At 53.7% G+C, this 26,909-nt stretch carries 30 protein-coding genes; 6 read left to right on the forward strand and 24 right to left on the reverse strand.

Annotated features, from left to right (window positions below; translation table 11 throughout):
- Window positions 1–6: 6 nt before the first annotated feature.
- The 14 genes from AC0YOA_RS02015 to AC0YOA_RS02080 form a co-directional block, all read right to left on the reverse strand.
- A complete protein-coding gene (locus tag AC0YOA_RS02015) occupies window positions 7–1,197 on the reverse strand; it encodes an alpha-D-ribose 1-methylphosphonate 5-triphosphate diphosphatase (protein WP_475785179.1) in 1,191 nt (396 codons plus the stop codon).
- 98 nt (window positions 1,198–1,295) lie between these two features.
- On the reverse strand, window positions 1,296–2,027 hold the full coding sequence (gene phnL, locus AC0YOA_RS02020) for a phosphonate C-P lyase system protein PhnL (protein WP_475766394.1): 732 nt from the start codon (window positions 2,025–2,027) through the stop codon (window positions 1,296–1,298).
- A gap of 15 nt (window positions 2,028–2,042) precedes the next feature.
- On the reverse strand, window positions 2,043–2,933 hold the full coding sequence (locus tag AC0YOA_RS02025; protein WP_475785180.1) for an ATP-binding cassette domain-containing protein: 891 nt from the start codon (window positions 2,931–2,933) through the stop codon (window positions 2,043–2,045).
- Window positions 2,911–3,795, reverse strand: a complete 885-nt coding sequence (locus AC0YOA_RS02030; RefSeq protein ID WP_475766393.1) for an alpha-D-ribose 1-methylphosphonate 5-phosphate C-P-lyase PhnJ — start codon at window positions 3,793–3,795, stop codon at window positions 2,911–2,913. The genes AC0YOA_RS02025 and AC0YOA_RS02030 overlap by 23 nt, the downstream gene beginning before the upstream one ends.
- Window positions 3,758–4,915: a carbon-phosphorus lyase complex subunit PhnI gene (locus AC0YOA_RS02035; RefSeq protein WP_475785181.1), complete on the reverse strand. Its 1,158-nt coding sequence runs from the start codon at window positions 4,913–4,915 to the stop codon at window positions 3,758–3,760. Before AC0YOA_RS02035 ends, AC0YOA_RS02030 begins: the two co-directional genes overlap by 38 nt.
- Before the next feature lie 31 nt (window positions 4,916–4,946).
- Window positions 4,947–5,567: a phosphonate C-P lyase system protein PhnH gene (gene phnH, locus AC0YOA_RS02040; protein ID WP_475766390.1), complete on the reverse strand. Its 621-nt coding sequence runs from the start codon at window positions 5,565–5,567 to the stop codon at window positions 4,947–4,949.
- On the reverse strand, window positions 5,551–5,991 hold the full coding sequence (phnG, locus tag AC0YOA_RS02045; protein WP_475785182.1) for a phosphonate C-P lyase system protein PhnG: 441 nt from the start codon (window positions 5,989–5,991) through the stop codon (window positions 5,551–5,553). Before phnG ends, phnH begins: the two co-directional genes overlap by 17 nt.
- Before the next feature lie 17 nt (window positions 5,992–6,008).
- Window positions 6,009–6,845 carry a phosphonate ABC transporter, permease protein PhnE gene (gene phnE, locus AC0YOA_RS02050; RefSeq protein ID WP_475766386.1) on the reverse strand — a complete coding sequence of 279 codons (837 nt, stop codon included), beginning with the start codon at window positions 6,843–6,845 and terminating at the stop codon, window positions 6,009–6,011.
- A complete protein-coding gene (gene phnE, locus AC0YOA_RS02055; RefSeq protein ID WP_475766385.1) occupies window positions 6,842–7,630 on the reverse strand; it encodes a phosphonate ABC transporter, permease protein PhnE in 789 nt (262 codons plus the stop codon). Before phnE (AC0YOA_RS02055) ends, phnE (AC0YOA_RS02050) begins: the two co-directional genes overlap by 4 nt.
- The gene (gene phnC, locus AC0YOA_RS02060; RefSeq protein ID WP_475766383.1) at window positions 7,605–8,393 is read right to left on the reverse strand and encodes a phosphonate ABC transporter ATP-binding protein; all 789 of its coding nucleotides are present in this window, start codon (window positions 8,391–8,393) and stop codon (window positions 7,605–7,607) included. The genes phnE (AC0YOA_RS02055) and phnC overlap by 26 nt, the downstream gene beginning before the upstream one ends.
- Before the next feature lie 103 nt (window positions 8,394–8,496).
- On the reverse strand, window positions 8,497–9,465 hold the full coding sequence (gene phnD / locus AC0YOA_RS02065; protein WP_475785183.1) for a phosphate/phosphite/phosphonate ABC transporter substrate-binding protein: 969 nt from the start codon (window positions 9,463–9,465) through the stop codon (window positions 8,497–8,499).
- A gap of 33 nt (window positions 9,466–9,498) precedes the next feature.
- A complete protein-coding gene (phnF, locus tag AC0YOA_RS02070; protein WP_475785184.1) occupies window positions 9,499–10,233 on the reverse strand; it encodes a phosphonate metabolism transcriptional regulator PhnF in 735 nt (244 codons plus the stop codon).
- Between the two features lie 88 nt (window positions 10,234–10,321).
- Window positions 10,322–10,969, reverse strand: a complete 648-nt coding sequence (locus tag AC0YOA_RS02075; protein ID WP_475785185.1) for a DapH/DapD/GlmU-related protein — start codon at window positions 10,967–10,969, stop codon at window positions 10,322–10,324.
- A 257-nt stretch (window positions 10,970–11,226) separates the two neighbouring features.
- Window positions 11,227–11,736 (reverse strand): N-acetyltransferase family protein, encoded by a 510-nt coding sequence (locus AC0YOA_RS02080; protein ID WP_475785186.1) that lies wholly within the window; start codon window positions 11,734–11,736, stop codon window positions 11,227–11,229.
- A gap of 155 nt (window positions 11,737–11,891) precedes the next feature.
- Here AC0YOA_RS02080 and AC0YOA_RS02085 point away from each other — a divergent pair, with 155 nt between their 5' ends.
- From AC0YOA_RS02085 to AC0YOA_RS02100, 4 genes are read left to right on the forward strand one after another with little or no spacing between them, the layout of a single operon-like run.
- Window positions 11,892–13,046, forward strand: a complete 1,155-nt coding sequence (locus tag AC0YOA_RS02085) for an ABC transporter ATP-binding protein (RefSeq protein WP_475785187.1) — start codon at window positions 11,892–11,894, stop codon at window positions 13,044–13,046.
- A 3-nt stretch (window positions 13,047–13,049) separates the two neighbouring features.
- A complete protein-coding gene (locus AC0YOA_RS02090) occupies window positions 13,050–13,709 on the forward strand; it encodes an ABC transporter permease (protein WP_210046434.1) in 660 nt (219 codons plus the stop codon).
- A gap of 14 nt (window positions 13,710–13,723) precedes the next feature.
- Window positions 13,724–14,617: a glycine betaine ABC transporter substrate-binding protein gene (locus AC0YOA_RS02095; protein WP_475785188.1), complete on the forward strand. Its 894-nt coding sequence runs from the start codon at window positions 13,724–13,726 to the stop codon at window positions 14,615–14,617.
- An 11-nt stretch (window positions 14,618–14,628) separates the two neighbouring features.
- Window positions 14,629–15,294, forward strand: a complete 666-nt coding sequence (locus AC0YOA_RS02100) for an ABC transporter permease (protein WP_210046436.1) — start codon at window positions 14,629–14,631, stop codon at window positions 15,292–15,294.
- Between the two features lie 274 nt (window positions 15,295–15,568).
- Here the strand turns inward: AC0YOA_RS02100 and AC0YOA_RS02105 are convergent, their stop codons facing one another.
- On the reverse strand, window positions 15,569–16,249 hold the full coding sequence (locus AC0YOA_RS02105; RefSeq protein ID WP_475785189.1) for a serine/threonine protein kinase: 681 nt from the start codon (window positions 16,247–16,249) through the stop codon (window positions 15,569–15,571).
- 282 nt (window positions 16,250–16,531) lie between these two features.
- On the opposite strand from AC0YOA_RS02105, the gene AC0YOA_RS02110 reads away from it, so the two are divergent.
- Entirely contained in the window at window positions 16,532–16,777 is a 246-nt protein-coding gene (locus tag AC0YOA_RS02110; protein WP_475785190.1) for a hypothetical protein, read from the forward strand.
- Between the two features lie 36 nt (window positions 16,778–16,813).
- Here the strand turns inward: AC0YOA_RS02110 and AC0YOA_RS02115 are convergent, their stop codons facing one another.
- The 5 genes from AC0YOA_RS02115 to AC0YOA_RS02135 all read right to left on the reverse strand — a co-directional run bounded on the left by AC0YOA_RS02115 (window position 16,814) and on the right by AC0YOA_RS02135 (window position 21,429).
- Window positions 16,814–17,644, reverse strand: a complete 831-nt coding sequence (locus AC0YOA_RS02115) for a serine/threonine protein kinase (RefSeq protein ID WP_475785191.1) — start codon at window positions 17,642–17,644, stop codon at window positions 16,814–16,816.
- A gap of 136 nt (window positions 17,645–17,780) precedes the next feature.
- On the reverse strand, window positions 17,781–18,389 hold the full coding sequence (locus tag AC0YOA_RS02120; protein ID WP_475785192.1) for a DUF1349 domain-containing protein: 609 nt from the start codon (window positions 18,387–18,389) through the stop codon (window positions 17,781–17,783).
- Between the two features lie 12 nt (window positions 18,390–18,401).
- Window positions 18,402–19,349 carry a hypothetical protein gene (locus tag AC0YOA_RS02125; protein ID WP_475785193.1) on the reverse strand — a complete coding sequence of 316 codons (948 nt, stop codon included), beginning with the start codon at window positions 19,347–19,349 and terminating at the stop codon, window positions 18,402–18,404.
- Window positions 19,350–19,439: 90 nt separating this feature from the next.
- Window positions 19,440–20,504 (reverse strand): phosphotransferase family protein, encoded by a 1,065-nt coding sequence (locus AC0YOA_RS02130; protein ID WP_475785194.1) that lies wholly within the window; start codon window positions 20,502–20,504, stop codon window positions 19,440–19,442.
- 118 nt (window positions 20,505–20,622) lie between these two features.
- Window positions 20,623–21,429 (reverse strand): NAD-dependent epimerase/dehydratase family protein, encoded by an 807-nt coding sequence (locus tag AC0YOA_RS02135; protein ID WP_475785195.1) that lies wholly within the window; start codon window positions 21,427–21,429, stop codon window positions 20,623–20,625.
- A gap of 226 nt (window positions 21,430–21,655) precedes the next feature.
- Here AC0YOA_RS02135 and AC0YOA_RS02140 point away from each other — a divergent pair, with 226 nt between their 5' ends.
- The gene (locus AC0YOA_RS02140) at window positions 21,656–22,240 is read left to right on the forward strand and encodes a collagen-like protein (protein ID WP_475785196.1); all 585 of its coding nucleotides are present in this window, start codon (window positions 21,656–21,658) and stop codon (window positions 22,238–22,240) included.
- Between the two features lie 172 nt (window positions 22,241–22,412).
- On the opposite strand, the gene AC0YOA_RS02145 is transcribed toward AC0YOA_RS02140, so the two are convergent.
- The 4 genes from AC0YOA_RS02145 to AC0YOA_RS02160 all read right to left on the reverse strand — a co-directional run bounded on the left by AC0YOA_RS02145 (window position 22,413) and on the right by AC0YOA_RS02160 (window position 26,848).
- Window positions 22,413–23,474, reverse strand: coding sequence for an LLM class flavin-dependent oxidoreductase (locus tag AC0YOA_RS02145; RefSeq protein ID WP_475785197.1), 1,062 nt, complete (start codon window positions 23,472–23,474; stop codon window positions 22,413–22,415).
- A gap of 389 nt (window positions 23,475–23,863) precedes the next feature.
- A complete protein-coding gene (locus tag AC0YOA_RS02150) occupies window positions 23,864–24,520 on the reverse strand; it encodes a DedA family protein (RefSeq protein WP_475785198.1) in 657 nt (218 codons plus the stop codon).
- Entirely contained in the window at window positions 24,498–25,724 is a 1,227-nt protein-coding gene (locus AC0YOA_RS02155; protein ID WP_475785199.1) for an MFS transporter, read from the reverse strand. Before AC0YOA_RS02155 ends, AC0YOA_RS02150 begins: the two co-directional genes overlap by 23 nt.
- On the reverse strand, window positions 25,721–26,848 hold the full coding sequence (locus tag AC0YOA_RS02160; protein ID WP_475785200.1) for an MGDG synthase family glycosyltransferase: 1,128 nt from the start codon (window positions 26,846–26,848) through the stop codon (window positions 25,721–25,723). The genes AC0YOA_RS02155 and AC0YOA_RS02160 overlap by 4 nt, the downstream gene beginning before the upstream one ends.
- Window positions 26,849–26,909 lie beyond the last annotated feature (61 nt).

The following is a 26,909-nucleotide window of genomic DNA, read 5'->3' on the forward strand; positions in this document are numbered from 1 at the left end:
CCTTCCCTACAGTGAAGAGACTGCCAGTCCCTGGCGATAAGACATCTGACACACAATATTGCCCTCGACAAACACCTTCTCAATCATCGGACGGTCGCGATGCAGGCCGACAAGCAGAATATCCGCCGACTTGCCCGGCTCAAGCGATCCGGTCCGGTTGTCGATGCCAAGCGCGACGGCCGGGTTGCGCGATACCAGATTGACGGCGTAAGGCAGCTCATAGCCCAGGCTGTGAAGCAGAAAGACCGACTGCAGCAGCGACGGCGGATAATAGTCCGAGCACAGCATATCGACCACGCCTTCACGGATCGCATCAAGTGCCGACAGGTTGTTGCTGTGGGAGCGGCCAAGCAGTACATTAGGCGCTCCCATGACAACATGCAGGCCGCGGCGCTTCGCTTCCACCGCTACTTCCAGCGTGATCGGGAACTCGCTGATCGTCGCGCCCCAGCCTGCAACGCGGTCCAGCTTCTCCAGCGTGTCGTCATCGTGGGAAGCGAGCGGAATACCCTGGCTGCGGGCCAAATCAGCCAGCCGCTGCAAATCCGCAGGATCGGCTTTGGGGAATTTTTTTCTCTCCTCCAGCTGGCGGAGCACTTCCTCCTCGGTCTTGTTCTGCTTGCCCATGATATATTTGACCTGAATGTCAGGCTGGCGGTATTGCCCCTGACCAGGCGTATGATCCATGAAGGACAGCTGCTCGATCTCCCCGTTGTTCAGAAACTCCTCTACGAAGGGAACACCGGCCAGATTCGTCATTTCGTAACGCACATGGATACAGTGCCGGAGCATATGCTTCTCCTCGCGCAGCTCGCGTATATTACGGATATATTGCTGGACGCTGGCATTCTTCCGCGCTTCGTTATTGCGCTCGTCGCCCCATAGGCTGAACGAATGGTAAATCGTCGTCACGCCTTGTCCGGCCAGCTTGCGTTCCAGCTCATAAAAAGAGATGTCTACGGGCAGACAGCTCGTCGGACGGGGAAAGATTTCATGCTCGATGGCATCGCTGTGCGAGTCAATCATGCCGGGAAGCACCCACAGCCCCGTGGCGTCGACATCCCCCGGCAGCGGCAGGCCTCCCGAGCCGGCACGCACCTCGGTGATCGTATCGTCCTCGATTGTGATGGTGCCTCCATGAATGACACCCTGCGGCGTCACGATGTTTCCGCCGTAAATCCGTTGCGTTCGCTTCATTGCCAGTTCTCCTCTCCAGAGTCAGTCGGTTTCACGTACGGCTAGCCGTAACGGCAAGGGCATAAAACTCCACCCTCTCCGCCAAGGCAGCTGGGGTTCTACTCCGCCCCGGCAGCCGCGGTTACCGCATCCGGCACGGCGTCATCGCCAGCGGAGCGGCTAATATCCAGAATGTTATCGGCCACCTGCTCCATAACATCCCAATCGTGAAAAATACCGACCATCGTCGTGCCTTCCTGCTTCATTGCCTGCAGCATCTCTATAACCGCCGAAGTGGTCTCGCGGTCAAGTGAAGCGGTTGGCTCGTCGAGGATCATCAGCCGCGGCCGGACGATAAATGCCCGCGCCAGATTGACCCGCTGCTGCTCGCCGCCGCTGAAGGTGGCGGGAAAAGCCTGCCACAGCTTCTGCGGGATGCGAAGCCGCTCCAGCATCTGCTCCGCTTCCTTGCGGGCGTCGGTCTGCGACCAGCCAAGAGGGAGCAGCTTCTCCGCGACCACGTCAAGCGCGGGAACGCGGGGAATGACCTTGAGAAATTGCGAGACATAGCCAAGCTCCCGCTCGCGCAGCCGGATCATTGTCCGGTCGTCGGCCTGCGCCAGATCGATGCGGCCTTCCTGCAGCGAGTCGTACCAGATTTGGCCGGAGCTTGGAACATATGTGCGGTATATGCATTTGAGAATCGTTGATTTGCCGACGCCGCTCGGACCGGCAATGCCAAGAAAACGGCTCTGGCGGACATTGAACGACAATTCCCGGATCGGATAGACCTTGCCGACTTGCGAGACATGAAGCTCGAAGGACTTGGTCAGGTTGATAACCTCCAGCATCTGTGATGCCCTCCCTTACAGCAAGGAATGAACCAGCAGCTGCGTGTACGGATGCTGCGGGTCCTCCAAAATTTGATCAGTCAAGCCCATTTCGATCATTCTTCCCTGACGCAGCACCATCGTCCGGTCCGCCAGCATGCGGATAACGCCCAGATCATGCGAGACGACAATCATGGCGACCTTCAGCTCGCGGCGCAGGCTGCGGATCAGATCGAGCACGCGCGCCTGAACGGACAGGTCGAGTCCCGTTGTTACTTCATCAAGCAGCAGCAATGGCGGGTTATTCGCCAGCGCCTTGGAAATCTGCACGCGCTGCTGCATCCCGCCGCTGAAATGCTTCGGCGGCTCGTCCATCCGGCCAAGCGGAATTTCCACCCGTCCAAGCAGCTCGGCAGCCCGCTCGCGAATTTTGCCGACGTGGAAATAGTCGGCGGCAAACAGCTTCTCAGCGATATTGCCGGAGCTGGAGTAGTTCATGCGCAGCCCGAGATATGGGTTCTGATAGACCATGCCCATAACATGGTTGCGGATATAACGCTTCTGCTGCGCCGATTCAGTCAGCAGATTGGCTTCCCCGCGCTTATAGGAATCCACGAACATATCCCCGGATGTCGCATCCTCATCGAAGTAGAGGCTGCGCACCATTGTGCTCTTGCCCGAGCCGCTCTCTCCGACAACCCCGAGAATTTCTCCTGGATACAGGTCGAAATTAAGATCGATGCAGGCCATGACCGAGCCGCAATGCTCGCAGCGGTTGCTCTTGTCTTCAGGGCCTGCGTCCCTGCAGCGGTCACAGCCGCTTCCGAACCGTTTATTCATATTCCGCACCCGCAGCATCGGCCGCTCACTGGCGGCGGCGATTGCATCAGTGTCCTGATTCATTTCAAGCGTGGATGGAAGCGGCATGGGATCCCCTTCTTTCTATCGTTTTCCGGCAAAATGCCGTATCCGAGCATTGGTGCAGAATCTGCCCTGTCGCGCCGTCCGTCACCTCGTCGAGGAAGGAATGAACGCTGCCGCAGCGGCAGCATGCTTTGCCCGCGAAGCTCTCGACCTCGAATGGATAGTCCTCGAATTGCAGCGGTACGACATTCGTATAAGGCGGCACGGCATAAATCTTCTTCTCCCGGCCCGCTCCGAGCAAAGTCAGATGCTCGGCCTGGTGCAGCTTCGGATTGTCCCAGCGCGGAATCGGGCTGGGGGCCATAATATAGCGGTCATGCACGAGTACGGGATAATCGGCGCCGAGCGTAATGCTGCCCCACTTGACGACGCTCTCGTACAGCGTCAGCCAGATCGCGCTGTAATCCATCTCCGCATGCAGCCTGCGGGTGAGCTGTTCTTTCCGCTCCACCTTGCGCAGCGGCTCCGGCTGCGGCACCTGCAGCACCAGCACCTGACCGTTCTTCAGCTTTTCCTCGGGTACGCGGTGGCGCGATTGAATGAGCGTCGCCTCCTCCGTATCCTCGGTTGTTGCGATATCGCTCGTATCCTCGATTAATTTGCGTATGCTGACGGCATTGACGCTGTCGTCGTTGCCTTGATCAATAACCTTGACGGTATCGCCCCGGCCGATCAACGACAGCGTCAGCTGCAGCCCGCCGGTGCCCCAGCCCCGGCCGATCGGCAGCTCGCGGGATGCGAACGGCACCTGGTAGCCGGGAATGGCGACTGCCTTCAGCGTCTTGCGGCGGATTTCGCGCTTCGAGCCTTCGTCCAGAAAAGCAAAATTATACTTCGACGGCTGCTTTATGCTCTGTTTTTCCATCTTCGACCTCCGTACTCTTCGTTGACTTTGGATTCTCATTCTGAGCCTTGCGGATCCGGTCCAGCGACGACTGGAAGGTGATGTAATGCGGAAGCTTCAGATGCGATACGAAGCCAGTTGATTCCAGGCTGTCGATATGCGTAAGGACGAATTCCTCGTCCTGAGTCGGCGAGGTGCCTTCCGTCTCCAGACTGCGCTCCAGAATCGACATGGAGATCGCCTTCAGCTCGTTTTGTCCCAGAACCAGTCCGTAGCCCATCACAAAATGAATTTCACCGGTATCCGCGTTTTGCTTGAAGGAATTGATCGACTCGACCTCGGTTACCATCATTTCGCCCAGATACAGGCTGTCATCCGGATCGCCTGCCCCGTATGGATGGGCAATTGTCACCTCGGCGTAACCGACGCGCAGCTCGCCGATCGTCGGATGCACCGCGCCATAACCGCGCATCGAGCTGTAAGCGAGCGCCGTCATCGCCCCCGTCTCGCCGCGGGCCAGCATCTGCAGCCTCGCCGAGCGCGTAGCAGGAAGGATCACCTTCCGCCTCGTAATATCGAATGGCTCGCTGTTGCGACGCTCCTTCATCTCCGGCATCAGCCCCTGCTCGCGGAGCAGATCGGCGACCTTGCGGAAGGTCGGCACCTCGGTCAGACGTTCTCTGGTCTCCGATTGCACGAAATCCTCGAGAAACGCTTGAATATCCTCGGCACTCTCCTGCCGCAGCGTGAAATTAAGCAGCCGGTGCGTATAATCGTAGGTCGGTCCAAGCACCTGTCCGCCGGGCAAATCCCGGAACGACGAGGAAATACGGCGGATAACCCGCATCTCCGACGTGTCCGTCACACGCGACACATGATTGCGCGCAAGAGTGGACCGGTACGCCCTGAGCAGAAATACCGCCTCGGCGGGATCGCCTTCCGCCTGCTTGAGCGCAAGCGCCGCGTATTCCGGCGCATACAGACCGGCTTCGCCCATGATCCGGTCGATCAAGAGGCGCATCTGCTTCTCAATCATGCCGAGAGCCAGCGCGGTCTCCGATTCCTTCAGCCGGTAATAATGATTCAACTCATTTGCTTTCTCGATTGCTTCTCTTCCGCCCGTTACTGCAACATAAGCCATGTGGTCTCAACCTCCCATATCGGAACTTTCCTTATATGACTTTCGTCGTCCGCGGCAGCGCGGCAAGCTTGCCCGATTCCGTGTACAGCACCACGTCGGCTCCAAGCGGGTACTCGTCATTCCACAGCCGGCGCTGCTCCAGCCACTCTGCTGCAAGCCCGGCGGCAAGCATCTTCCGTTCTCCCGGCACGCCAGGTCCGGACAGCGTAAGCACCTGCATATCGGCGGCATGCCCGTTTCCTTCATCCTCCGCCAGTTCATCCACCTGCAGAAACAGTGTGGCTCCATGCTCCGGCTCCAGAAGCGTGCCGAGCATGACATGGGCTGTCCAGTCAGGCAGCGCACCGCGTCCGTCAGCGAATAGGTAATCGGCTTCGGCAGGCAGCACCGCCCTTGCAAAAGTATGCATGCGGATAAAAGCGCTCGATTGCTGCGCGTCGTCATTGTCCACCGCGAAGCGCACCTCGCTGTCCAGCAATGTCAGCGCGAGCGCAGCGAGCATGCGGCTGCCGGGCTTCAGCTCCGCCTCGCCGGCCGTCAGCCGCGCGGCCTTCTTCACCTTGCCGGGTTCGGCAAATGCGTCCAGCAGCTCGCGGTACAGCTGCTGCGTATCATGAACGGGATCGAACAGCGTCTCATTTTGCGCGATCATACGATTCCTCCATCGTCTCAAATTGCACCTTCGTGGCCATGGCCAGCTCCTGCTCGCGCAGCCGGCGGTCCAATAGCGCCCGCTCCTCTTCCAGCAGCAGCGCCTCCCAGCCTTCCGTTTCCGGCAGCTGCTTGTTGAACGCCGCATCCACGATCGCCAGATAATAAGCCAGCTCAGGGCGGTCGCCCATCAGAATACCGTAGCCGAACGTACCCTCGATCGACACCGTGCATTCCGTCACCAGCACCTCTGTCAGGTAAAACGGCTCCTGCGAGACCGAATCGCGCGCTTTGGCCAGCACCAGGCTGTTCTCCGGCGTCTTCACGACGGCAACCGCGTAGCGCTCCTCCACGGACTTAGCCAGCTTCTCCGGCAGCTGCGCCGAGCCCTCGATCAAAATGCAGGTGATTTGTGATTTTTTCATGCCTGCTCCCCACTCTCCTACTTGACGTTCAGTTTCATCCGATTGCTCAGCCATTCCACGCTGAATACCATCACGAAGATGACCAGCGCCGCAAAAAAGGTTTTGTCGAATTCGTACATCCGCATCGCATTGGCGATTTCAAAGCCGATCCCGCCGGCTCCCACCGCTCCAAGAATCGTCGACTCCCCGATATCGATTTCCAGCCGGAACACGCTCCACGCCACGAACGAAGTCGCAACACTCGGCAGAATGCCCTGGGCGATGATTTGCAGCTTCCCCGCTCCTGTCGCCTCAAGCGCCTCGATGACGCCGGGATTGACCTCTTCGATCGACTGCGCGAACATTTTCACCAGCATCCCGACCGCATGGGTCCCGATTGCCAGAATGCCCGGGAGCGGTCCCATGCCAACGGCGACGATGTACAGGAGCGCCCAGACCAGCGTCGGAATCGCCCGGATGAGCGAGGCCGCGCCCTTGACCGCCCACGCTGTGCGCGGCGACACATTGGCCGCTGCGGCAAAAGACAGGAAGAACGCCAGAACGACTGCGAGCGCCGTACCGACCAGCGCAATCTCCAGCGACTCCAACGCCGCTGCGAGTACATAATTCCAGTCTGCCGCGTTGGGCGGGAACATTTGGCCAAGAAGCGAGAACAGCTTGCCCGTCCCATGCATCAGCAGCGAGTAGTCGAAATTCATCTGCACCAGACAGAAGACGAAGAACACTGCGCCGAACACTGCCGCCGCTACCAGCACGGGATCGCGTTTCTTGCGCGTTGGCTTGCTTTCCTGCTGCGAAGCCAGCCGTCCTTCCCGTTCCAGCAGCTTCGGTCCTGTCACATATTCCGTATTCATATGATCCTCTCCCTGATTTTACTGGTCACAAATTCCGTACCGGCCACAAGAAGCAGCACCAGGATGATAGCCAGACTCACTTCCTTGAACTGAAACAGCTTCAGTCCCTTCTGAATGACAAAACCCAGTCCGCCGCCCCCAACCATGCCGATGATCGTCGAGGACCGCACGTTAAGCTCCAGCTTGTACAGCGACCAGGCGATGAAACCGGGGAAAAACTGCGGAAATACCGCCTGCGACAGCACTTGAAAATACGAGGCGCCCGTCGCGCGCACCGCCTCCACCTGGCCCATATCGATCTCTTCCAGGATTTCGGCGTAGGCCCTCGTCAGCGTGCCGATAGCCGTAATAATAAGCGCCATTGTGCCTACGAGCGTACCCAGCCCGTAGGCGGCGACAAGCACGATGGCCCAGATCAAAGTCGGAATATTGCGCATGACCGAGGCGAAAGCCCGCGTCGCCACCTGAATGCCGCGATGCGGCGAAGTCGTCTGCGCAGCCAGAAAAGCGAGCACAAGCGAGATTACCGCACCGATAACCATGCCGATATAGCTCATATATATCGTATCGAGCGCAGGACCGAGCAGTTCATGCAGTGTCGAAAGATCAGGCGGCAAAAAGTCGTTGAAAACGAACTTGAACATTTCGCCGATCCCTTCGAACAGCGTAAACGCTGTAAATTGGGTGCGCACGGCCGAGCCGATCACAAGCACCAAACCAATAGCGAGGGCTATCAGCGTCTGCAGCTTCTTTTGGCGTCTAAGCTCGAGCAAGCGCTTCTCCATCCTGCTCCCTCCGATCCGGCGCAGCGCCGTAAATGCGGTGAATCACATCCTCCGTCAGTGCGGAAGGAGCACCGTCGAACACGACCTCGCCCTTGTGGATGCCGATAATTCTTGTCGCGTAATCGCGGGCGATCTCTACCTGATGGAGGTTTACGATACAGGTGATGCCGTCCTCCCGGCAAATCGCGCTCAGATGCTCCATGATCGTCTTGGACGTCACCGGATCAAGGCTTGCAATCGGCTCGTCGGCCAATATAAGCTGCGGCTTCTGCGACAGCGCCCGGGCGATGCCGACCCGCTGCTGCTGTCCGCCGCTAAGCTCGTCGGCCCGCTTGTAGATCTGCTGCGACAGGCCGAGCCGGTGCAGAATCGCTTTGGCATCCTCCACGTCCTTCCTGGAGAAGAGGCCGAGCGATCCGCTGACCGCGTTCATATAGCCGAGCCGTCCGTGCAGCACATTTCGCAGCACCGTAACCCGCTCGATCAGATTGTAGCCTTGAAAGATCATTCCCGTCTGGCGCCGCAAATTGCGCACCTGCCGGCGGGTTGCCCCGGCGGCGTCGATATCCTGGAACCGGATCGCGCCCCCGCTTGGCTTGACCAGCCGGTTGATGCAGCGCAGCAGCGTGCTTTTGCCGGCGCCGCTTGGACCGATAATGGCCACGAACTCTCCGCTGCTTACGGAGAAGCTGACGCTCTTCAGCGCGGCCGTTCCGTCCGCATACACCTTGCTCAGCTCTTTGATTTCCAGTAAAGAAGACATTCTTTCGCACACCGCCCTTTTTTAAAAGCCCAGATCGATCAAGTCGTCAAATCTGAACCTTTTTAAAGTGAGACTAACTTCGCCGCCAGGCCTAATCCTCATCTTATTTCAGCAGCTCTTCGGGACTCATATTGAGCGCCTTTGCCGTATCCTTGACAACCTGGTAGTCCGAGTCATCCACCGGGAAATAGGCAGTGGTGTTGCTGTCCTTGAAGAAATCCGGATTCTGTTTGTCATAGCCGAACACAAAGTCTTTAATCTTCTGCACCAGATCAGCCGGCAGATCGTCGCGATATGCAAGCGGAGAGCCTGGAATCGGATCTGATGTTCCGATGACGCGGTAGTCCGTCGCCTTGACCAAGCCTGCGTCGACAACGCGTTGAATACAGGTATCGCATACGCCAGCGCCATCGGCTTGTCCTTTGGCAATGGCAATAATCGATTTGTCGTGACCACCGGAGAACGATACGTTGGAGAAATAGGATTCGACCTGATCATTGGTAATGCCAAGCTCTTTAATCATCATCATCCGCGGGAACAGATGGCCGGAGGTCGATGCCGCGTCGGCAAACAGGAACGTCTTGCCTTTCAGATCCGCGATTGACTTTGCCGGAGAATTAGCGGGAACCACGATCTGGCTGTGATAGAACGCTGATTCCTTGCTGAGAGCCTTCACGGCGAATGGAATCGCGCCGCTGCGCTCGGCGGCAATGATGTACGAGAACGGGCCGAATCCGGCGATATCGATTTTTTTCGTGCGCATCGCTTCAATAACCGCCGTGTAATCCTCGCCCACATACAGCTCCGTCTTGATGCCTAGTGCTTTGCCCATATCCTCGGCAAACTGCTTGTTGCCCCGCGACAATTTGCCTTCTTCCTCACCGGGGAGCACGCCCAGACGAAGCACCTCCGGCCAGTCCTTCTTGCTGTCTTCTGCAGCAGGTGCCGCGTTCTGACCGCCACTGTTCGCAGCATCTGCCGTGGAATCGGCCTTGCCGCAGCCGGCAATCATCAATAAAATGGACGTAATTGTCAGAATAGTCAGAAAAATATTCGTATAACGCTTTTTCACTTTATAAGCACCTCCGAATTTTTGGACCAATCCTTACTCTTCAAACTGTATCGATACCTTGCATAAATCGCCGCGATATTTGGCGGAGGTCAATTCGACCCGGCGGCCGTGCTGATCTCTCATGACGCTTTCGATATGAAGGATGCTTGTGTTGGGCGAAATTTGCAGCATGCCGGCTTCAGCCAAGGTCGGGTTCCCCGAACGGAATGAGGAGCAAATGCGGAAAAGCTGCATGCCATACTGCTGCTCCAGCAAGTAATACAAAGAAGTCATATTGGCGAGCGTCTCCAGCAGCTCCGGGAAATAAGCGGCCGGCAGCCATGTTTCATTCCATGAGAGCGGCACATCGTCCGCAAGCCGCAATATTTGCAAGCGGTATACCGGATCTCCCTCCTGCAGATCAAGTCCCTCGGCAACAACCGCCGGTGCTGCCATCAATTCGCGGTTCAGCAGCTGCGCTTCCGGACGGCGGCCAAGCTGGCGGATAACGTCGGAGAAGCGCATCGCCGGAGTAATCGTATATTGAATGTCCAGCGGTTTCTCGCACAGGAAGTAGCCTTTTCCCTGATGCGGACGCAGGACTCCGGTATGAACGAGCAGATCAAGCGACTGGCGGATCGTATAACGGTTGGCGCGGAATCTCTTGCAGAGCACCTGCTCGGAAGGCATCCTGCCCTCTTCGCGGTATTGGCCGGCCTGAATTTCCGCGAACAGCTTGTCGGCAATGATCTGGTATTCGGGAACCTGCTGCTTCACGAATCGTTGCATGATTGGCGTTTCACCTCCTTTTGATACGACTTGTTTCATTGAACCTAACTTGTAAACATCATGTGAATGTTAAATGATTATATCGTTTTTATGAAGATGCATATTTTCCGAGAAATTGTTCGAGGTCATACAAGTCGGCAAAGCGCTCCTCCAGCTGTTCTCTAGTCCAGTCCCACCAGGCGATTCGCTCCAATTTTTCAACAATTTCCTTCGGAAAACGCTCGCGGATAGGCTTGGCGGGAACACCCGCAACAATTGTGAACGCCGGCACATCTTTCGTCACAACCGCCCCCGATCCGACCACTGCGCCATTGCCGATGGTGACGCCGGGCATGATCGTCGCGCCGTGGCCGATCCACACATCATGACCAATATGAACAGGATGCGAGCGGCGCCAGTCGAAGAACTGCTCGTCGTCCGTCTCGGCGAAGCCGTAGGAAACGCGGCGGTAGGTCGCATGGTGCAGCGTAACGCGCCACATCGGATGGTTGCCCGGATTGATGCAGACATGGGAGGCGATATTGCAGAATTTGCCGATCTTCGCGTAATGGATAATCGCCTCATCAACGCAGTAGCTGTAGTCATCCATCGTGCTCTCCATCATGCGGCTTCTGGCGCCGACAGCTGTCCACTCTCCCAGACGGCTGCGCTGGACGACCGCTGTCTCATCGATAACCGGCTCCGGGGACAATGGCTTGCGCTTGCGCGCTTCTTGATTAATGTAAGTAAGTGTCATAGCTGTTTCTCTCCTCTCATTCCGTCCTGTAATCAAGCTTATCTTGTCGATATGTAGCGCGTGTTAAGGTTTGCTTAAGTTCATGTAAGGGTCTATGAAAATGGAAAAGACTTCTTTTTCCCTTTTTCGGGAGAAGGTACTTCATTTCGCAGCTCTGAAAATCACTATTTTTGAAGCAAAAGACGCGGACCACAGGGGATCCGCGTCTTTTGCCAAATGTCATTTCCAATCTGTTAATTCAAGTCTGGTTAACCGGATCAATGGCCGTCAAATTTGATCACCATCAAATCCTCATCCCAATATTGCCCCCTCCATTTTGAGGCGTTCCTTTCCGTTCCGTATGTATCAAATCCTATTGATTCATACATCCTTTTTGCCTGCGTATTGGATGAATTCACGGTTAAATTAATTTGCTCCAGACCGTCGCAATTTTTCGCCTTTCTAAGTAGTTCGTTCACCAAGGCCTTGCCGATTCCTTGCCCGCGATATTCAGGCGAGACATACATCGCGTAAACATTTCCCTTATGGGCTGTTTTTATATGGCTTTCCCGCACAAAGGTGACAACCCCGATCAGATCGTGATTCTTAAATGCGCCCAACGTAAATATGCCATCCGCAACCTGAAGCCTTTGCCGGGTTTGTTCAATGGGCCTTTCTCCCTCGATTTCATATGTGGTTAAAAATGATTCCGGACTTTCCACTAAGGAATTGAGCCGCAGCTCACGGTAGATTTCTGCATCTGCTGGTTCCAGCACCCGAATTTCCATTATCCATAACTCCCTCACCATGTTGTTTGCAACCATTATACAGCATGATTTGGCGCCTCAAAATGAAATTCGGAGCCGTTTAATCTGAATGTAAGGATTCCGGGTAAAAATATACGGAAATGGAAATGCTAAATTTTAGGAAAGGTGGGAACAGCATGATTATTCTGAAAAATATTCACAAGGTATACGACGATGATTTTCAAGCCCTCAAAAATATTAATCTGGAGTTTCAAAAAGGAGAAATTTCGGTTCTGATCGGTCCGAGCGGCTGCGGCAAATCGACGACGATGAAGCTGATCAACCGCCTCATCGCCCCTTCCAGCGGCTCGGTGCTGATCAACGGGCAGGATGTAAAGGGAATTGATCCCGTGCAGCTGCGCCGCAGTATCGGATATGTCATCCAGAGCATCGGGCTGTTCCCGCATATGACGATAGGCAGGAATGTTGCCGTCGTCCCCCGGCTGAATAAATGGGACACCGCTAGAATCAACCGGCGTGTGGATGAGCTTCTTGGGCTTGTCGGGCTGCCGCCGGAAATGTACCGGGAACGCTACCCGTCGGAGCTGAGCGGCGGGCAGCAGCAGCGGATCGGCGTTATCCGCGCGCTCGCTGCCGATCCCGACGTCATTCTGATGGATGAGCCGTTCAGCGCGCTCGACCCGATCAGCCGCGAGCAGCTGCAGGACGAGCTCGTCCGGCTCCAGCAGGAGCTGCACAAGACGATTATTTTTGTCACGCATGATATGGATGAAGCGATTAAAATAGCCGATACCATCGTTCTGATGAAGGATGGCGAAGTGGTTCAGACCGGCAAGCCGGAAGCCATTCTCCGCCATCCGGCAAACGACTTCGTCCGTTCCTTTATCGGCCAAAAGCGGCTCCAAGCCGAGAGTATGAATGAAATCCCGCTCGTCGACGAGGTGATGGTCACAAGACCGGTGACGGCGCTGCCCAAACGCGGGCTGGCCGAAGCCATCACCGTGATGGAACGGCGCAGGGTTGACTCCCTCTTTATCGTGGACAGGGATAACCGGCTGCAGGGCATTGTCTCCATTTACCGCGTGCTCGATCAATACGGCGAGGAGAACAAGACGGTTTCCGATGTCATGCAGCCTGTGCTGTACTCTGTCCGTACGGGAACTCCGCTGCCCGCTGCCGTCGAGCTGCTCAGCCGTCACCAGCTGTCCAACCTCGCGGTTGTCGACGAAAACAACCGTTTGGCGGGCCTGATCACAAGGGGCAGCGTCGTGCGCCATCTGGCTGACGGTTATCTTCAGGAAGCCGCCGAATCACCGGTAGAGGAGGTATAACAGGTGAACGACTTGATCGCTTTTTTCGATGAGAGATGGGCTCAAATTGCCACTGCCTTACAGGAGCATCTAACTATTTCGGCGCTTGCCGTCGCCCTTGGGAGTGTAGTCGCCATACCGCTCGGCATCGTGCTTGTATATAACAGAATCTCGTGGATCAACAGCATCGTTTTCTTTATCGCCAACATTCTGCAGACTGTGCCAAGCCTGGCCCTGCTGGCCATCCTGATCCCGCTGATGGGTATCGGTACGAAGCCGGCGGTCTTTGCCCTGCTGCTTTATGCGATCATGCCGATTCTCCGCAACACCTATGACGGTTTTCATTCCGTCGATCCAAACGTCCTCGAATCGGCCCGGGGGATGGGCTATGGCACGCTTCAGCGCGTTTTGAGCATTCAACTGCCGTTGTCGCTGCCTTACATCATGTCGGGAATCCGGGTAACGACGGTATATATCATCAGCTGGGCAACGCTCGCCACCCTTATCGGCGCCGGAGGTCTTGGCCAGCTGATCGTATCGGGCCTCGGCGTCAACAAACCGGAGTTGATCGTGACCGGTGCGCTTGGGGCAATCCTGCTCGCGCTCGTCGCCGATGTGCTGCTGGGGCTATTGGAGAAATGGCTGACGAAGCGCTACCGGTCAACGGGGCGGATAACGGTGTGAAGGGAGTATGGCAAATGAGAATAGCAAGAACGTCCGCAGCCTTGGCCTGCCTGCTTCTTCTGGGTACGCTGGCAAGCGCGTGCACAAGCCGCAATACGGTCGTTATCGGCGCGCAGACCTACTCGGAAGCCAAGATCCTGGCGGAGATGTATAAGGCCCTAATTGAAGACCGCACTGATCTCAGTGCCGAGGTCATACCCGATTTGGCAGCGAGCCCTGTCGTCATACAGGCGATGAAACGAAACGAGCTGCAGATGGCTACTTTGTACACGGGGGAAATTTTCAATAATCATTTTCCGATCGAGCAGACGAAGGACCGTGCGAAGGTCCTGGAGCAGGCCAAGCAGGGCTTTGACAAATATTTTCATTTCAAGTGGCTCGATCCGCTCGGATTCGAAAACACTTATGCGTTCACGGTCTCCAAAAAGCTGGCCGATGAGAAAGGGTATGAGAAAATATCCGACGTCCGCCCGGATGCCTCCAACCTCCGTCTCGGCGTCGACACCACATGGCTGGAGCGCGACGAAGACGGTTACGGAAGCTTTACCAGAACCTACGGCTTCAAGTTCGGGAGTACTTTTCCAATGGAGCAAAGTCTCGTTTATCAGGCGGCAGCGAATAATCAGGTAGACATCGTTCTGGCGTATTCCACCGATCCGCATCTGAAATATTACAACCTTCAGACGCTTGCGGACGACAAGCAGTTTTTCCCGCCGTACGACGCATCAACCATTATGCGCAATGATTTGGCCGAAAAGCATCCTGATGTGGTAGAAGCCGTGTCTGTTCTGATTGGCACTCTCAACGTGCAGAAGATGATCGATTTGAACTACCAGATGGACATCGAGAAAAAAAGCGAACGCGAAGTCGCGCTGGCATACCTGAAACAGACCGGTCTGCTGAAATAGGGGGAACTGACATGGAAGACAACCACTTGACCATCGTCGATCTGCTTGATTATATGGGACGCAACATCGGCTTGCTGTGGGAATATCTGCTTCAGCATATCAGCATGGTGCTGACAGGGGTAGGGCTCGCTTTCGTCGTCGGCGTTCCGCTCGGCGTGTTATGCGCCAGAAACGAGATTCTGGCGAGAATTGTACTTACGATAACCAAAGTTCTTCAGGTTCTGCCCAGCCTGGCGATGCTTGTGCTCCTGATGCTTTGGCTTGGCCTGGGATCGGATACCGTCATTGTGGGCTTGTTCCTCTATTCGCTCAACCCGATCGTGCGCAATACTTATGTCGGCATGAAGCAGGTCAATCCGAGCTATGTGGAAGCCGGACAGGGCGTCGGCATGAGCGCCTTGCAAATCCTGCTCAAAGTACGGCTGCCGCTCTCGCTCGCTTATATCATGAGCGGACTCAGAATTGCCGCAGTCATCGCCATCGGGGTCGTGACCATCGCGCCGCTGATCGGCGGCGAAGGCTTGGGGCGCGAAATATATGCCGGCCTTAACGGCCAAAATCCGCTGCGGATATTCGCCGGAGCGATACCTGCCGCTCTGCTTGCCATTGTGGCGGACATCATTCTCGGCATACTGCAGAGGAAGCTTCGTCTGGAAAACCGGCTGTCGGGAAAATAACGGAATTGGATTGGCGGGAATTCCCGGAACAAACAAAACGAGCCTGGGACAAACTCCGAAGGGCTCGTTTTGTTTGACATGTTCAGCCTGTACTATATAAAGTTAGTACGACTCGAAGCAGACCCATTTCCTTAAGATATTCCTAAAGAACAGGAAGAATGAATATCAAACGGGGAGGAACAAAATTTGCGGAAATTCCATTTACATTGCCTGCCATACATAGGTATTATGATTTCTTACGGAATTGAAAAACAGTTCCCGTATTTTCCCGGACTTATTTCAGAAATTTGGAGAACAGCTGACTGATTCGCTGCGCGAAATCGTCAAGACTAAGGTTCGCCTGATCCAGTCTGGCGTATCCGTTCTTGATCGCATCAAGCAGCCAGGCCGGAATTTTTTTGCCTTCAAAGCCTGAATAACAGACGCGGTATGCCCACACCAGGTGCTCCCAGCGCTTGTCGTCACCCTCCAGTACGTATTCGGACACGTCCAGCACTTTACCGCGCCCATTCTGCAGGATGACATTTTTCAAATGAATGTCGCGCGGATTCAACCCGCGGCGGCGCACCTCCGCGCGCGCCTCCTCCACATCCTGAATAACTTGCTCCGGCACCGGAATACCCTGCAGCAGACAATCCTGCAGCGTGACGCCCGGTTCATGGCTGATTACCAGGTAGTTCCGGCCCTCCCCGTGATACTGGGGAAAATAGGGGACCCCCTCAAGCCGTTCGTATACATGCCTCTCGGCCGCTTTCTTCTCAAGCGCCAGATCCGAGTACACTTTATATGCAAATCCCGGCGCAGGCTCATACGTGAATACTGCCGCATCCGTCCCTACCCCAATGCAGTGAAGACCTTCCGAATAGCCGGAAATAACAACCATATCATTCCGCTCGCTTCCGGTCACCGTTATACATTGGAGCGGATCATCCGCCTTCATCCAATCCGGACTCATTTTAAGGATTACCCCCTTGAATACATGCAGCGGTTGAAGTTATCGTCCATTTTGGGCGTATACTTTCGAAACCACTCGTCTTTTATTTCGTAAAGTGTAAGAAGAAACGGCTTCGTCGTCCTCTGGCAGCGTAAGTTTCTTCCCCAAAAATATCAGAAAAGGATAAGACACCTTTTATACCTGCTGATATTTCATGAAGAGACGGCTTCGCCGTCCTTTGACGGCCGAAGCAAGTTTCCTCACTTCAAAAAAATATAGCCAAAGTAGACAGAAGCTTATACTTTGGCTATATTTTACAAAAACCAAAGGAGGATTGAGAAATGCTCAGGCGTTTGCTTAGTAAAATCTTTGGTTCCGTTCAACATTCCAGACACAACCATCACTATAACAGCAGCAGCGGAACGAACCGGCATAGCGGCCGCTCCTACTCATCCGGCCACCAATCTGGTTACGGACACAAAAATCAAGGTCAAGGCTATTACAAAAACAGATACAAAAGATCCAGCTCCTGATGCAAAGCCGCGCTAAGCGGCTTTTTTTCTATCCTTATAGAATCTATAAGTTTCACGACGGCGCAGCCGTTTCATCTTGTATCATCAACGAATCATCCAATTCCCGCATAAATGCTTGGGCATCCGCATAGGGCTGATCGATTTGGAGCAGCTTACGGATCATCTGCTTGGTCTTTGCCGATATGCTCAGCTCCCCCTCCCATCCGGCTGCAGAATCCTTGTCCGGTTCGTCAGGTTCATAGGCGGAATACAGCATAAAAAGCAAAAAATGGCCTATGGCGTACAGATCGCTCGTCACATCAGCGGTTCTTCTCAGCCTTGTTTCCTCATCCGCTCCTGGCTCCACACGGGACGGCTCCGACAAGCGCGAGGCCAGACCAAAATCAATGAGGCGGATCTGTTCCCCCTGCAGCATGACATTGGGAATCCGGATGTCCAGATGGACAATTCCTTTCCCGTGAATAAAACACACAATCTCCATCAATCTGCGAATGAAGCCAAGCGCCTCGCTTTCCTGGAAGACCGCTCCCTTCTCAAAAATCAAATCTTCCACAGTCCGTCCCTTCACATATTCGGTCACCATGTACAGCCGCCTGTTATGGACGAATGATGACAGGCAGCCCGGAATGGCCGGATGCCCCAGCTGTCCCATAATCTCAATCTCGCGGCGCAGGAGCTCCCGGCCCAATTGCCCCTTGCTCGGTCTGGCTTGCTTGACTGCAATCTCCTCACCCGACTCCACATCATGACACAAGTAGGTCAGCCCGTAGCTTCCCATCCCGAGAAACCGGCAAATCCGATATTTGCCTCCGTGAAGCAGCTTCCCTTCCCGTTCGGGATGGTCGATCCAAGCTTCATATAAGCCCTTAAAGGTTCCCAACACGTTTGCCGTGCCTCCTTCACACAAAGCAATACGTAGCGGCGGCACGCAGGTTGCGGATGGAAGCACAACAAGCCGAATTTCCCTTGGATCAGGAAAATTCGGCTGGCTGGTTTCATGTATCTCCATAAAACCTGATTCATTCCCCGGATCTTAAATTTGTTACCGGAACAGGGGAATATTCGAGGTAATCAAAGGATGTTCTGCAGCCATTGCCCGCAGGCGACTGCGCCGCTACTCCAACCTTGATTTCCTCCGGAGCATCCATATAGAAATATCTGACCAGAGTCCAGTAGTTTCCATCAGTTGAATAGGAGAAGGCAAAACAGTTTCCGAACCGGGTAGCTCTGAGATATGGCTTCTTCACGCTTACTGTCTCCGAATTGCAGTCATCCGAAGTACCTTTAGTAACCACACTTACCATGGTAGGAATTTTATTGGGATATTCAAAACACAGCTTTGCCCAGTTTTGGTCATCGACCATGAACATGATGCATGCGGAATCGAAATCTTCAATCATGTCCACCTCGACCCGGGTCGATACCGTAAAATCGCCCTTCAGAACGGTGTAAAGGTAAGGAGCCGATTCCCTCGCATTTCCTCCCTTCGGGTCGCGGAAGAAATCTGCCAGAGGCGGTGCGATTATTGTCAGCTTGCCGTCACCGTCAAATCCCCAGGATTCAGGTTTATTAATCCAGTGAAAGCTTGCTGCTGATTGCTCACCCTGTTGATTTTCAAAAAGATTCATTATTAAACCTCCTCATTTTTGCAAAGCTTCCGAAATAGCCTCAACCGAACGCTTGAACATAAGCGCTTTCTCCGGATCATGAAACAGCGGGGCGCCTGCAAACAGCTGAATACCCCATGATGGCACCTCCGAAGCCGCAGCATCCGTCAGGCTCTCTGGATAATCCAAGGCATCCAAAATCAGCTGAACCTTGCACTGCGCCGGGACGAATCCGGCCGACTGCTCGAGCCACCAGCGCCCCCAGCCCGGGCTGCGGCCGCTTTTTGAACAATAAATAAGCGGGGTATACACATCAATAGCTTCTGCCAGCCATTCATAATGCTGGGCGAATATTCTGGTCAAGGCGCCATTGAATTCATCAGGAGTCCATGGACACATATACGCACCCACTACGCAATCCGGATTAACGGCCTTGATCAGTTTTGAATAATGAAGCGCCAGGCCGGCAATCTTACGGCATTTATAATTCTTCCATTCCTCCGGATAGCCGGTCAATATTTCTTCCGGTGTACGGACGTCAACATCTGCAAAATGACAGAAATCGGCAATACAGTCCCGGCAAAAGCAGCTTTCCTGCAGATCGGGCTGGGATGTTTCGAACCAGCCTGCATAGGTCAGGTAATCGAGCCATATACCTCTAGGTTTGAATTGCTTCATGCCGGCCAGCAGCTGCTCTTCGATTTCAGCCAAATAGTCCTTTTGCGATAAACAGATTCCCTGTACCAACCGGCCGTATCGGATGGGTTTTCCGTCTGCCCCGATAGGTATGAGCTTGGGATGCTCTTCAAAATCGGCGCGAAACGTTTTGAATTCTACGCAGGCTTCCAATTTTTGCTCCGCACAGGCTGCGAAGGATTCTTCGTTAAACCCGTGAAACCATCTGGCGTTGACACCATAATCTTTAATGTTGGCAGGCAGCTGCCCGCTTCCATATGGGCCAAACAATAAGGGTACCGACATCTCGCATTCTCCTCCGCCGCACATATTCTCCTATCCCTACTTGTTATACCATGATCAGGCAGGCTTACACCATAATTTCATAGATATCTATCATGGATTACCAGGATGCTTCGCCCACTGCCCCCTTGCTCTCAACCTGGCATCCACAGCACGAACCCTGGCTTCAATACTATCCCATCGGTCCATACAATGATGCACAATCATTTCCAAATCATTCTCATTCTGGGCTTCTTCCGTATTTCGATAGAGGATATTCATTAACCAGTGGGCCAAATTCCGGAGATGATGGCGGTAGGAGTAGAAACGTAATAAGTCAAGGTCTACTGTCACCTGTTGACCGAGATGCTGTTCATAAGCGGCCAGGAAAACATCGAACTCCTCACCAATGTAGCCAATCAGATCCAATTCCGGCGGGGCCAGGATGGCGGATTCCCAATCCAGAATATAAAGCCCGTTATCATGACGGATCAAATTGCCTCCCCAAATGTCACCGTGGCATAACACCATTGCTTTGGTATCCGATACTGCCCTGCCGCGAAGTTCACGAACGAGCTTCAAGAGGGCAAGGATTTGCTCTTTCCTGGGCAATACCTGCGCTCTTGTTTCCCGTTTAATAGAGCTGTCTGCGATTTGAATGCTTTCAAGCGCTGCAAGACACTTCTCAAGTTCAGGCGCGAAGGAAATATCAAAGGTTTCGGTCAACAGCATGGAAGGGTCGATGTAAGGCGTAATCCGGTGAATGGCTGCCAATGACTCCGCGATATCCTCAAGAATATCATTCGAGAATGGATAAGACTCAGCCAATGTCTCCCCCTCGATGAAATTAAACAATACCACCGTAACATTGGACAGCGTTGTTTTAAAATCACCGTTTAATGTTAGGATCGGATAAGTAAGATTGGTGAAAAGCTTCTCTTCATACATGCGCCAAGTCAGCGGCAGATAGTAATCCAGCCGATCTATACCTGCCTTTTGCCGGTCATGATGATGATCAAACAGTTTCATATAATACCGTTGTCCGTCCGCACAGCTGATCCCGTACGAGTATGCCGAATCCCCTGCGGGAATAAAATCGATCCTTTTAATTTCAATGCCGTACTCTTTATTCAGGTGAATCATAAGAACGCTGTCTTCGATCTGATATTTGACCTCCAAATTTTTCACTCCCTCAAGTGATATATTGGATTCCGGTACAACAAAGGCCGCCGGAAACAATCATCGGCAGCCTTCTGGTTGTCTATTAATCTCTTGCAGCTTCGGCTGATGCTGTCACCTATGGGGCAATCACACCATCTCTTATGTATTCCTGCATGAAAGTGCCAAAATTATACTTGGGCGAGTAGCCCAGCTCCTGTTTTTCCTTGGACAAATCGGGAATCCGGATCTCGGATGGCAGCTTGAAATGGTAAGCTTCAATGATCTTTTTGGCACCGGGGTAAAGCCTGTCCCATACCTCCAACGGAGATTCCGGATAGGCTTCCACATCATCCTTGGTAAAACGATCCTCACGGACAATGCGGTATGCGCCGAAAGCCGCCGTACCTTCCACAGCCAAGGAAACAGCCCCGATCACATCCCGGCGATCAACGCCGCCATGCAGTAATCGCTCGCCATAATGCCGGATATCCGGATAAGGCGTGAAGTCTGCAGGACGCAGCATGATAACTTCAATGCCATGGGATTCATGAAAGAAGCGGCATAGCTGTTCGCCGATTTTTTTGGTATAGGCATAGAAATCGTCCCCGTAGAAGGACATGCTCGAAAGCCATACGACGCGCCGGACTTTGTTGCGGACAGCCGATTGGAACATTTGGAACGTGCCCGTAATATTCAGATCATAGAACTCCTGCTCGGAGTGCTTGCCCATATGGATGCCATGAAAGGCAGGGGTATGGATGATGACGTCCATTCCTTCAGAGGCTTGATCCAATGCGCCGATCTGACGGACATCAGCCCGGTGGAAAGGGAGCGGCGTGTCAACGGCAACAACATCGGACAAGGTGATTTCATGCTTCCGCTCCAATTGCCCGGTTACGCCGGAGGCTACACTGCCGGAAGCTCCGGTAATCAAGATTTTCATGCTTTCATCCTCCTGTTTCCTAATCGTTCAACTGACAAGACACGTAATTTAAGTGTACCACAATGCTGATAATACGGCTCGCCAGCCTCCGTATAGCTTCGAAATCTAATTTATAAAGCCGTTCCAGACTACAATTCGCACATGAAGCATCGCGATCGGGAATAAACTTATTCTGAATCAAAAAAGAACTTTAACTTCTATCCGTTAAAGGAGAGTGCATGCTCAAATGGGAAGATTACCAGGTCCCCCGGGTCCTCCTGGCCCTCAAGGTCCACAGGGCCCTCCGGGTCCACAAGGCATATGTCCCCCTTGTCCGACCGGGCCGCCGGGCCCTCAAGGCGCTGCCGGACCGGCAGGCGCAACGGGAGCTACCGGAGCTGCCGGAGGCGTATTGGGGTTTGCCGATTTTTTCGCGTTAATGCCTCCCGATAATGCAGCAACGGTTGCTCCAGGCACAGATGTAAGTTTTCCGCAAAATGGGCCTACAAGCGGGGCTGCAATTGTCCGTACGGGTCCAAGTACATTTAGCCTATCTGCGATTGGTACTTATCAGGTGCTGTTTCAAGTGAGTGTCAGCGAAGCAGGCCAACTTATTCTGACACTCAATGGCGCGGATCTGGCCTACACGGTGGTCGGGCGGGCAACAGGCACTTCTCAAATCGTGGGAATGGCTCTCGTGCAAACAACTGCCATCAATTCGATCCTTACTGTACGAAATCCTGCCGGCAATGCCGCGGCATTGACCATCACGCCTCTGGCAGGAGGAACCAGACCAGTCTCTGCACATCTTGTTATCACGCGGCTTGCATAGAGGAAGGAAAATGATGTCATAACTCAGATCGACATCATCCTGGGACTGCTTCAATTCCCCCAACCGCACATCACTTATTACGAAAAGCACCCTCAACTCCACCATAATAGTGGTTTTGAAGGTGCTTTTCTCTTGCGGAGCATGGTCCCTGCGGCCAATTAAGGCCTAGAAATTACTGCTTCGCCTCTTCCCCGGCTTCCCATCTTGCTATCTGTTCGCGAACCAGCGGCGCGACCTTGGTTCCCAGCAGCTCTATGGCTCTCATGACTTGCTCATGGGGCATGGTACCAACCGGTACATGCAGCAGGAAGCGCGTTACGCCCACCTGCTTGCGCAGATGAATGATTTTACGGGCTACCGTCTCCGGATCGCCTACGTACAGCGCTCCTTCGAAGCTGCGTGCGGAATCGAAGCTTGAGCGGTCGTACGGTCCCCATCCGCGCTCCTTCCCCAGCACGTTCATCGTCTGCCGGGTAGAAGGATAAAATTGGTCTGCCGCAAGCTCGGTGCTCTCCGCAATGAATCCATGCGAATGAGAGGCAACCGGCAGCAGCGATGCGTCGTGGCCTGCGTGCGCAGCCGCCTTCTTATAAAGCTCCACAAGCGGCGCAAATTGTACGGGGCTCCCTCCAATGATAGCCAGAACGAGGGGCAGCCCAAGCAGCCCTGCGCGTATCACCGATTCCGAATTGCCCCCGCTGCCAATCCATACTGGCAATGGATTCTGAACAGGCCGCGGATAGACGCCCAGATTCTGGATGGCCGGCCGATGCCCGCCTTTCCAGGTAACTTTCTCAGATTCCCGTATCTTTAATAGTAACTCCAGCTTCTCATCAAACAGCTCATCGTAATGATCCAAATCATATCCGAACAGCGGGAAGGATTCGATAAAAGAACCTCTGCCTGCCATAATCTCTGCCCGTCCATTCGAGATTCCGTCAAGTGTGGCAAAATCCTGAAACACGCGCACCGGATCTGCCGAAGAAAGCACGGTGACCGCACTGGTCAGCCGTATCCGTTTGGTTTGCGGCGCAGCCGCAGCCAGTACAATGGCAGGAGAAGACGCGGCATAATCCTTGCGGTGATGCTCGCCCACGCCAAATACATCCAGCCCTACCTGATCGGCGAGTACAATTTCCTCGACGACTTCACGCAATCGCTGCGCGTGGCTGATCACCTCTCCGGTCTCCACGTCCGGCGTTGTTTCTACAAAAGTGCTGATCCCAATCTCCACTTACAATACCTCCTAATCAATGTTCCATTCTTACCGGCAGCTTTGTAAGCAGACTTATGTCCAACAACCGCTTTCTATATTTTGATCGGTCCCGATGTTTTTTTCAAGCTCCCAGCTGTGACCGCGGCACTCGTTGAACCGCGATAATGAGTGTATTTATTTTCCTCCCTCTATTTTCCTCCCTCCTTCATACACTCATCCGGTAAAGTATGGATAAAACCATTTCTGTCCATAAACTTACTTAAGTATAGTATTGTATAATTAGTAAGTCAATTACTTAATATAACTAAGTAATGATAAGTACATTTGAATTCAGTTGAGGTCAAAGCCAGCGTTTGGCGCACTCATAGCGGGAGCGGAAGTGACGTCATGCGAACGTTAAAAACCAGTCATTCGCTCCGATAATGCTCCCCCGCTCTGCTTCTTTTTTTGTCTTTTTTGCGTTTGCCCCTCATGATGCGATACCTGATCAACCACAGCGCAACCGCAAGGGCAGCCAATCCGATAAAGATGACCTTTAAATAGTGTTCAACGATACGAAATACATATCCCCACTGATCCCCAAAGAAGTAGCCGATTGAAAAAAAGACAATGACCCAAAGAGCGTCTCCGGTATATCCATATATCCATACTTTGCGATATGGCACCCGTATAATGCCGATAAAATATCCAACAAACTGCCGGACTCCGGGAATGAAGAAACTGACCAGCAGCAATCGGTCCCCATATTTGTCATAGTAGCGTCGCGTCCTCTCGACAAGCTCCGGCTTGAGAAAAAGCCATCTTCCGTAACGCTCGATTAGAGGCATACCTGCCTTGTACCCAATCATGTACGTGATGGTGACCCCTATAATGGATCCAGCCAAAGCCATCGCAATAGCCGGCCCCCCCTGCAGCACTCCTTTATAAGATAAGAAACCGGTATAGGTTAAGGTGCTGTTTCCCGGCGGGATGGGAAGCGCGATAAAATCCAACGGCAGGCCAAGGAGAAGGACCAGATATCCATACTGCGCAAACAACTGCTCAACTACCCCGATCAGGCACATGAGAGTTCTCCTTCTTGTGCTGCGAAGTCCCGCAAGCCGAGACAAGCTTGTTTTGCGGCAAAATCAAATAAAAGAGTGCAAGAATAGCGAGCAAAGCAGCGCTAATGCTGATGGCGGCGGCATTCGTATACTGACTGGCCACCCATCCCCCGATGACCGGGCCGATCATAATGCCGAGCCCTTCAATCCCGGAGAGAACTCCCCACCCTGTACCTTTCTGATCATCCGGGACAAGGTACGACAGCACCGCATTCCAGGCCGGAAGCACCGCTGAATAAGACAAGCCCAACATAAATGCAAGCAGCATCGTTAACGCAGGCGGCGGCATGGATAAGGCAAGTAAAACCAATATGGCCGTAAGCGATACGAAGCCGGAGACCAGCATTTGCTTATGTCCCCATCGATCGGCCAGTTTCCCCAAGGGAACGAGAAACAGTATCGCGCCGGCTCCGCCAAGCATCAGCATGAGAGAATATTGCGGCTGGCTTAAACCGAGATGGTCAGCGGCAAAGCCGGGCATTATCGGAAGCAGCAGTCCCGCAGCGGTCATCTGCAGGATCATGCCAGGCAGCAGCCATTTCAACTGAACGAGCTTCTTCCGCAGTCCTGCTGCCTGATCGGCAAAGCTGACGTTCTGGAGGTGTAACGGGGTTTCTCGGTTAATCGCAAACGATGCGATACAGCCGACGGCGAGAAGCGCAAGCATCAGCCGGAACGCCGGTTCGAAGCCATAATCGAATGTGAGATTGATCGTGACCGGACCCAGTCCCATACAGGCAAGCCAAATCGTGTAGATCGCCCCCATCTGGGCCGCGCGCTCCGTCATTCGGATTTTTTCCATGCAAATAAGCCAGATGGGCGACGCCCCCATCCCAAGCATAACGGACCCGGCAACCAGCCACCAGACATGCGGACTGAAGAACACGGCAGCTAGCCCTGTCAGCATCAGGACAAAAGTAGCGGGCAGCAGCCAACGCAGCGAAAACCTGTCTAGCAAATATCCTGCAATCGCCTTAATCAACGTATCCGCTGCATAATGAAGCGAGACGGCGAGACCGACCAAAGCAACGGTATGCCCCGACTGATTGACTGCAAAATTGGGCAGGAACGAGAACAAGAAAGCGCTTCGAACAAATTCTGTGCAGAAAAGAACCGTGAACAGCGTCAGAGTAGAAAGCTTGAACGCGCTACTCCCACTCATCATATTCCACTCCTTCTTAATGAGCTTGCCTCGGGAAACAAATGCCTGACAATGTGGTCCGCAGCCGCATCCTGTCTTGCCGAGAGCAGCCCATTCCTCATGGACTGTTTCATGGACTCAGAGGAAATCATCGTTTGGATCTGCAAGGTCAAATCGTGAATCGTAAAGGATACGACTGCCGCTCCTCTGCGCTGCAAATAAAGGGCATTTTCCTTCTCCTGCCCCAGAAATGGCTTTAATATAAAGATCGGGACTCCGGCCTGAATCGTCTCGGATAATGTAACGCCACCAGCTTTCGTGACGATGCAGCATGCGCTCTTCATCAGCACATGCAATTGATCGGTAAAACCGAATACATATACTCTTGCATCATCCGCCCAAACTTCCGCAAGCTTCCGCCGCCAACCCTCCTGTCGGCCGCAAATAACTTGAATGCGGACGTTTGACAAGATCAGCAGCTTGCCGATCAGCTTCATGAGCGAACGCAATGTGCCGCAAACATTAGCCATGAGCAGAATGACATTCTCGTCTGTTGCTTTGCCGGAACCGATAACTGCCGCATCGTGAAACGATTCCCGGACCGGAATTCCAGTAACGGCAATATAGCTCTCAGGGACACCCTGCCTGACCAGCCTCTCTTTCACGTCGCTGGCAGCGACAAAATAATGGTCCGGCCTGGAGAACAGCCATCTGAGGTGAACGTCAAAGTCCGTGATGACAACAGCTGTCCGGGGACGGATTGCGGATACATCGTCCCTGATTGGCAAACTGCCGAATGGGAATGTATAGATGATCACATCCGGTTTGTACTGGAGAATGATCTTCATGAGCCTAACGCCGCCAAGACTGTTCATCCAGGCTGCGATCCTTCCTTTGAGGGGAAGCCGGTTGGTCAAATAGTAGGACCATCCATAATACGGAATTCCAAGGCTGGCTGCATACTGGCTTTGCCGGTACAGACAACGGATGAGCTTGTTTAGCACAGGATAAGCTTCCCGGAACAAGTCGATAATCTCCACCTGGTTATAACCATGGTGAACAAAGCTTTGCTTCAGTACCTTGGACACTTGATGGTGGCCTTCGCCGTAATCGGCCGTTAAAATTAAAATATGGTGTTCCTGTCTCATTGCGGTCACCTCTTTCATTCGTCAAGCCCTATCATCCAGACGAACGAATTGCAAGTTGTAT

The sequence above is a fragment of the Paenibacillus sp. JT22N12 genome, from assembly GCF_056269365.1.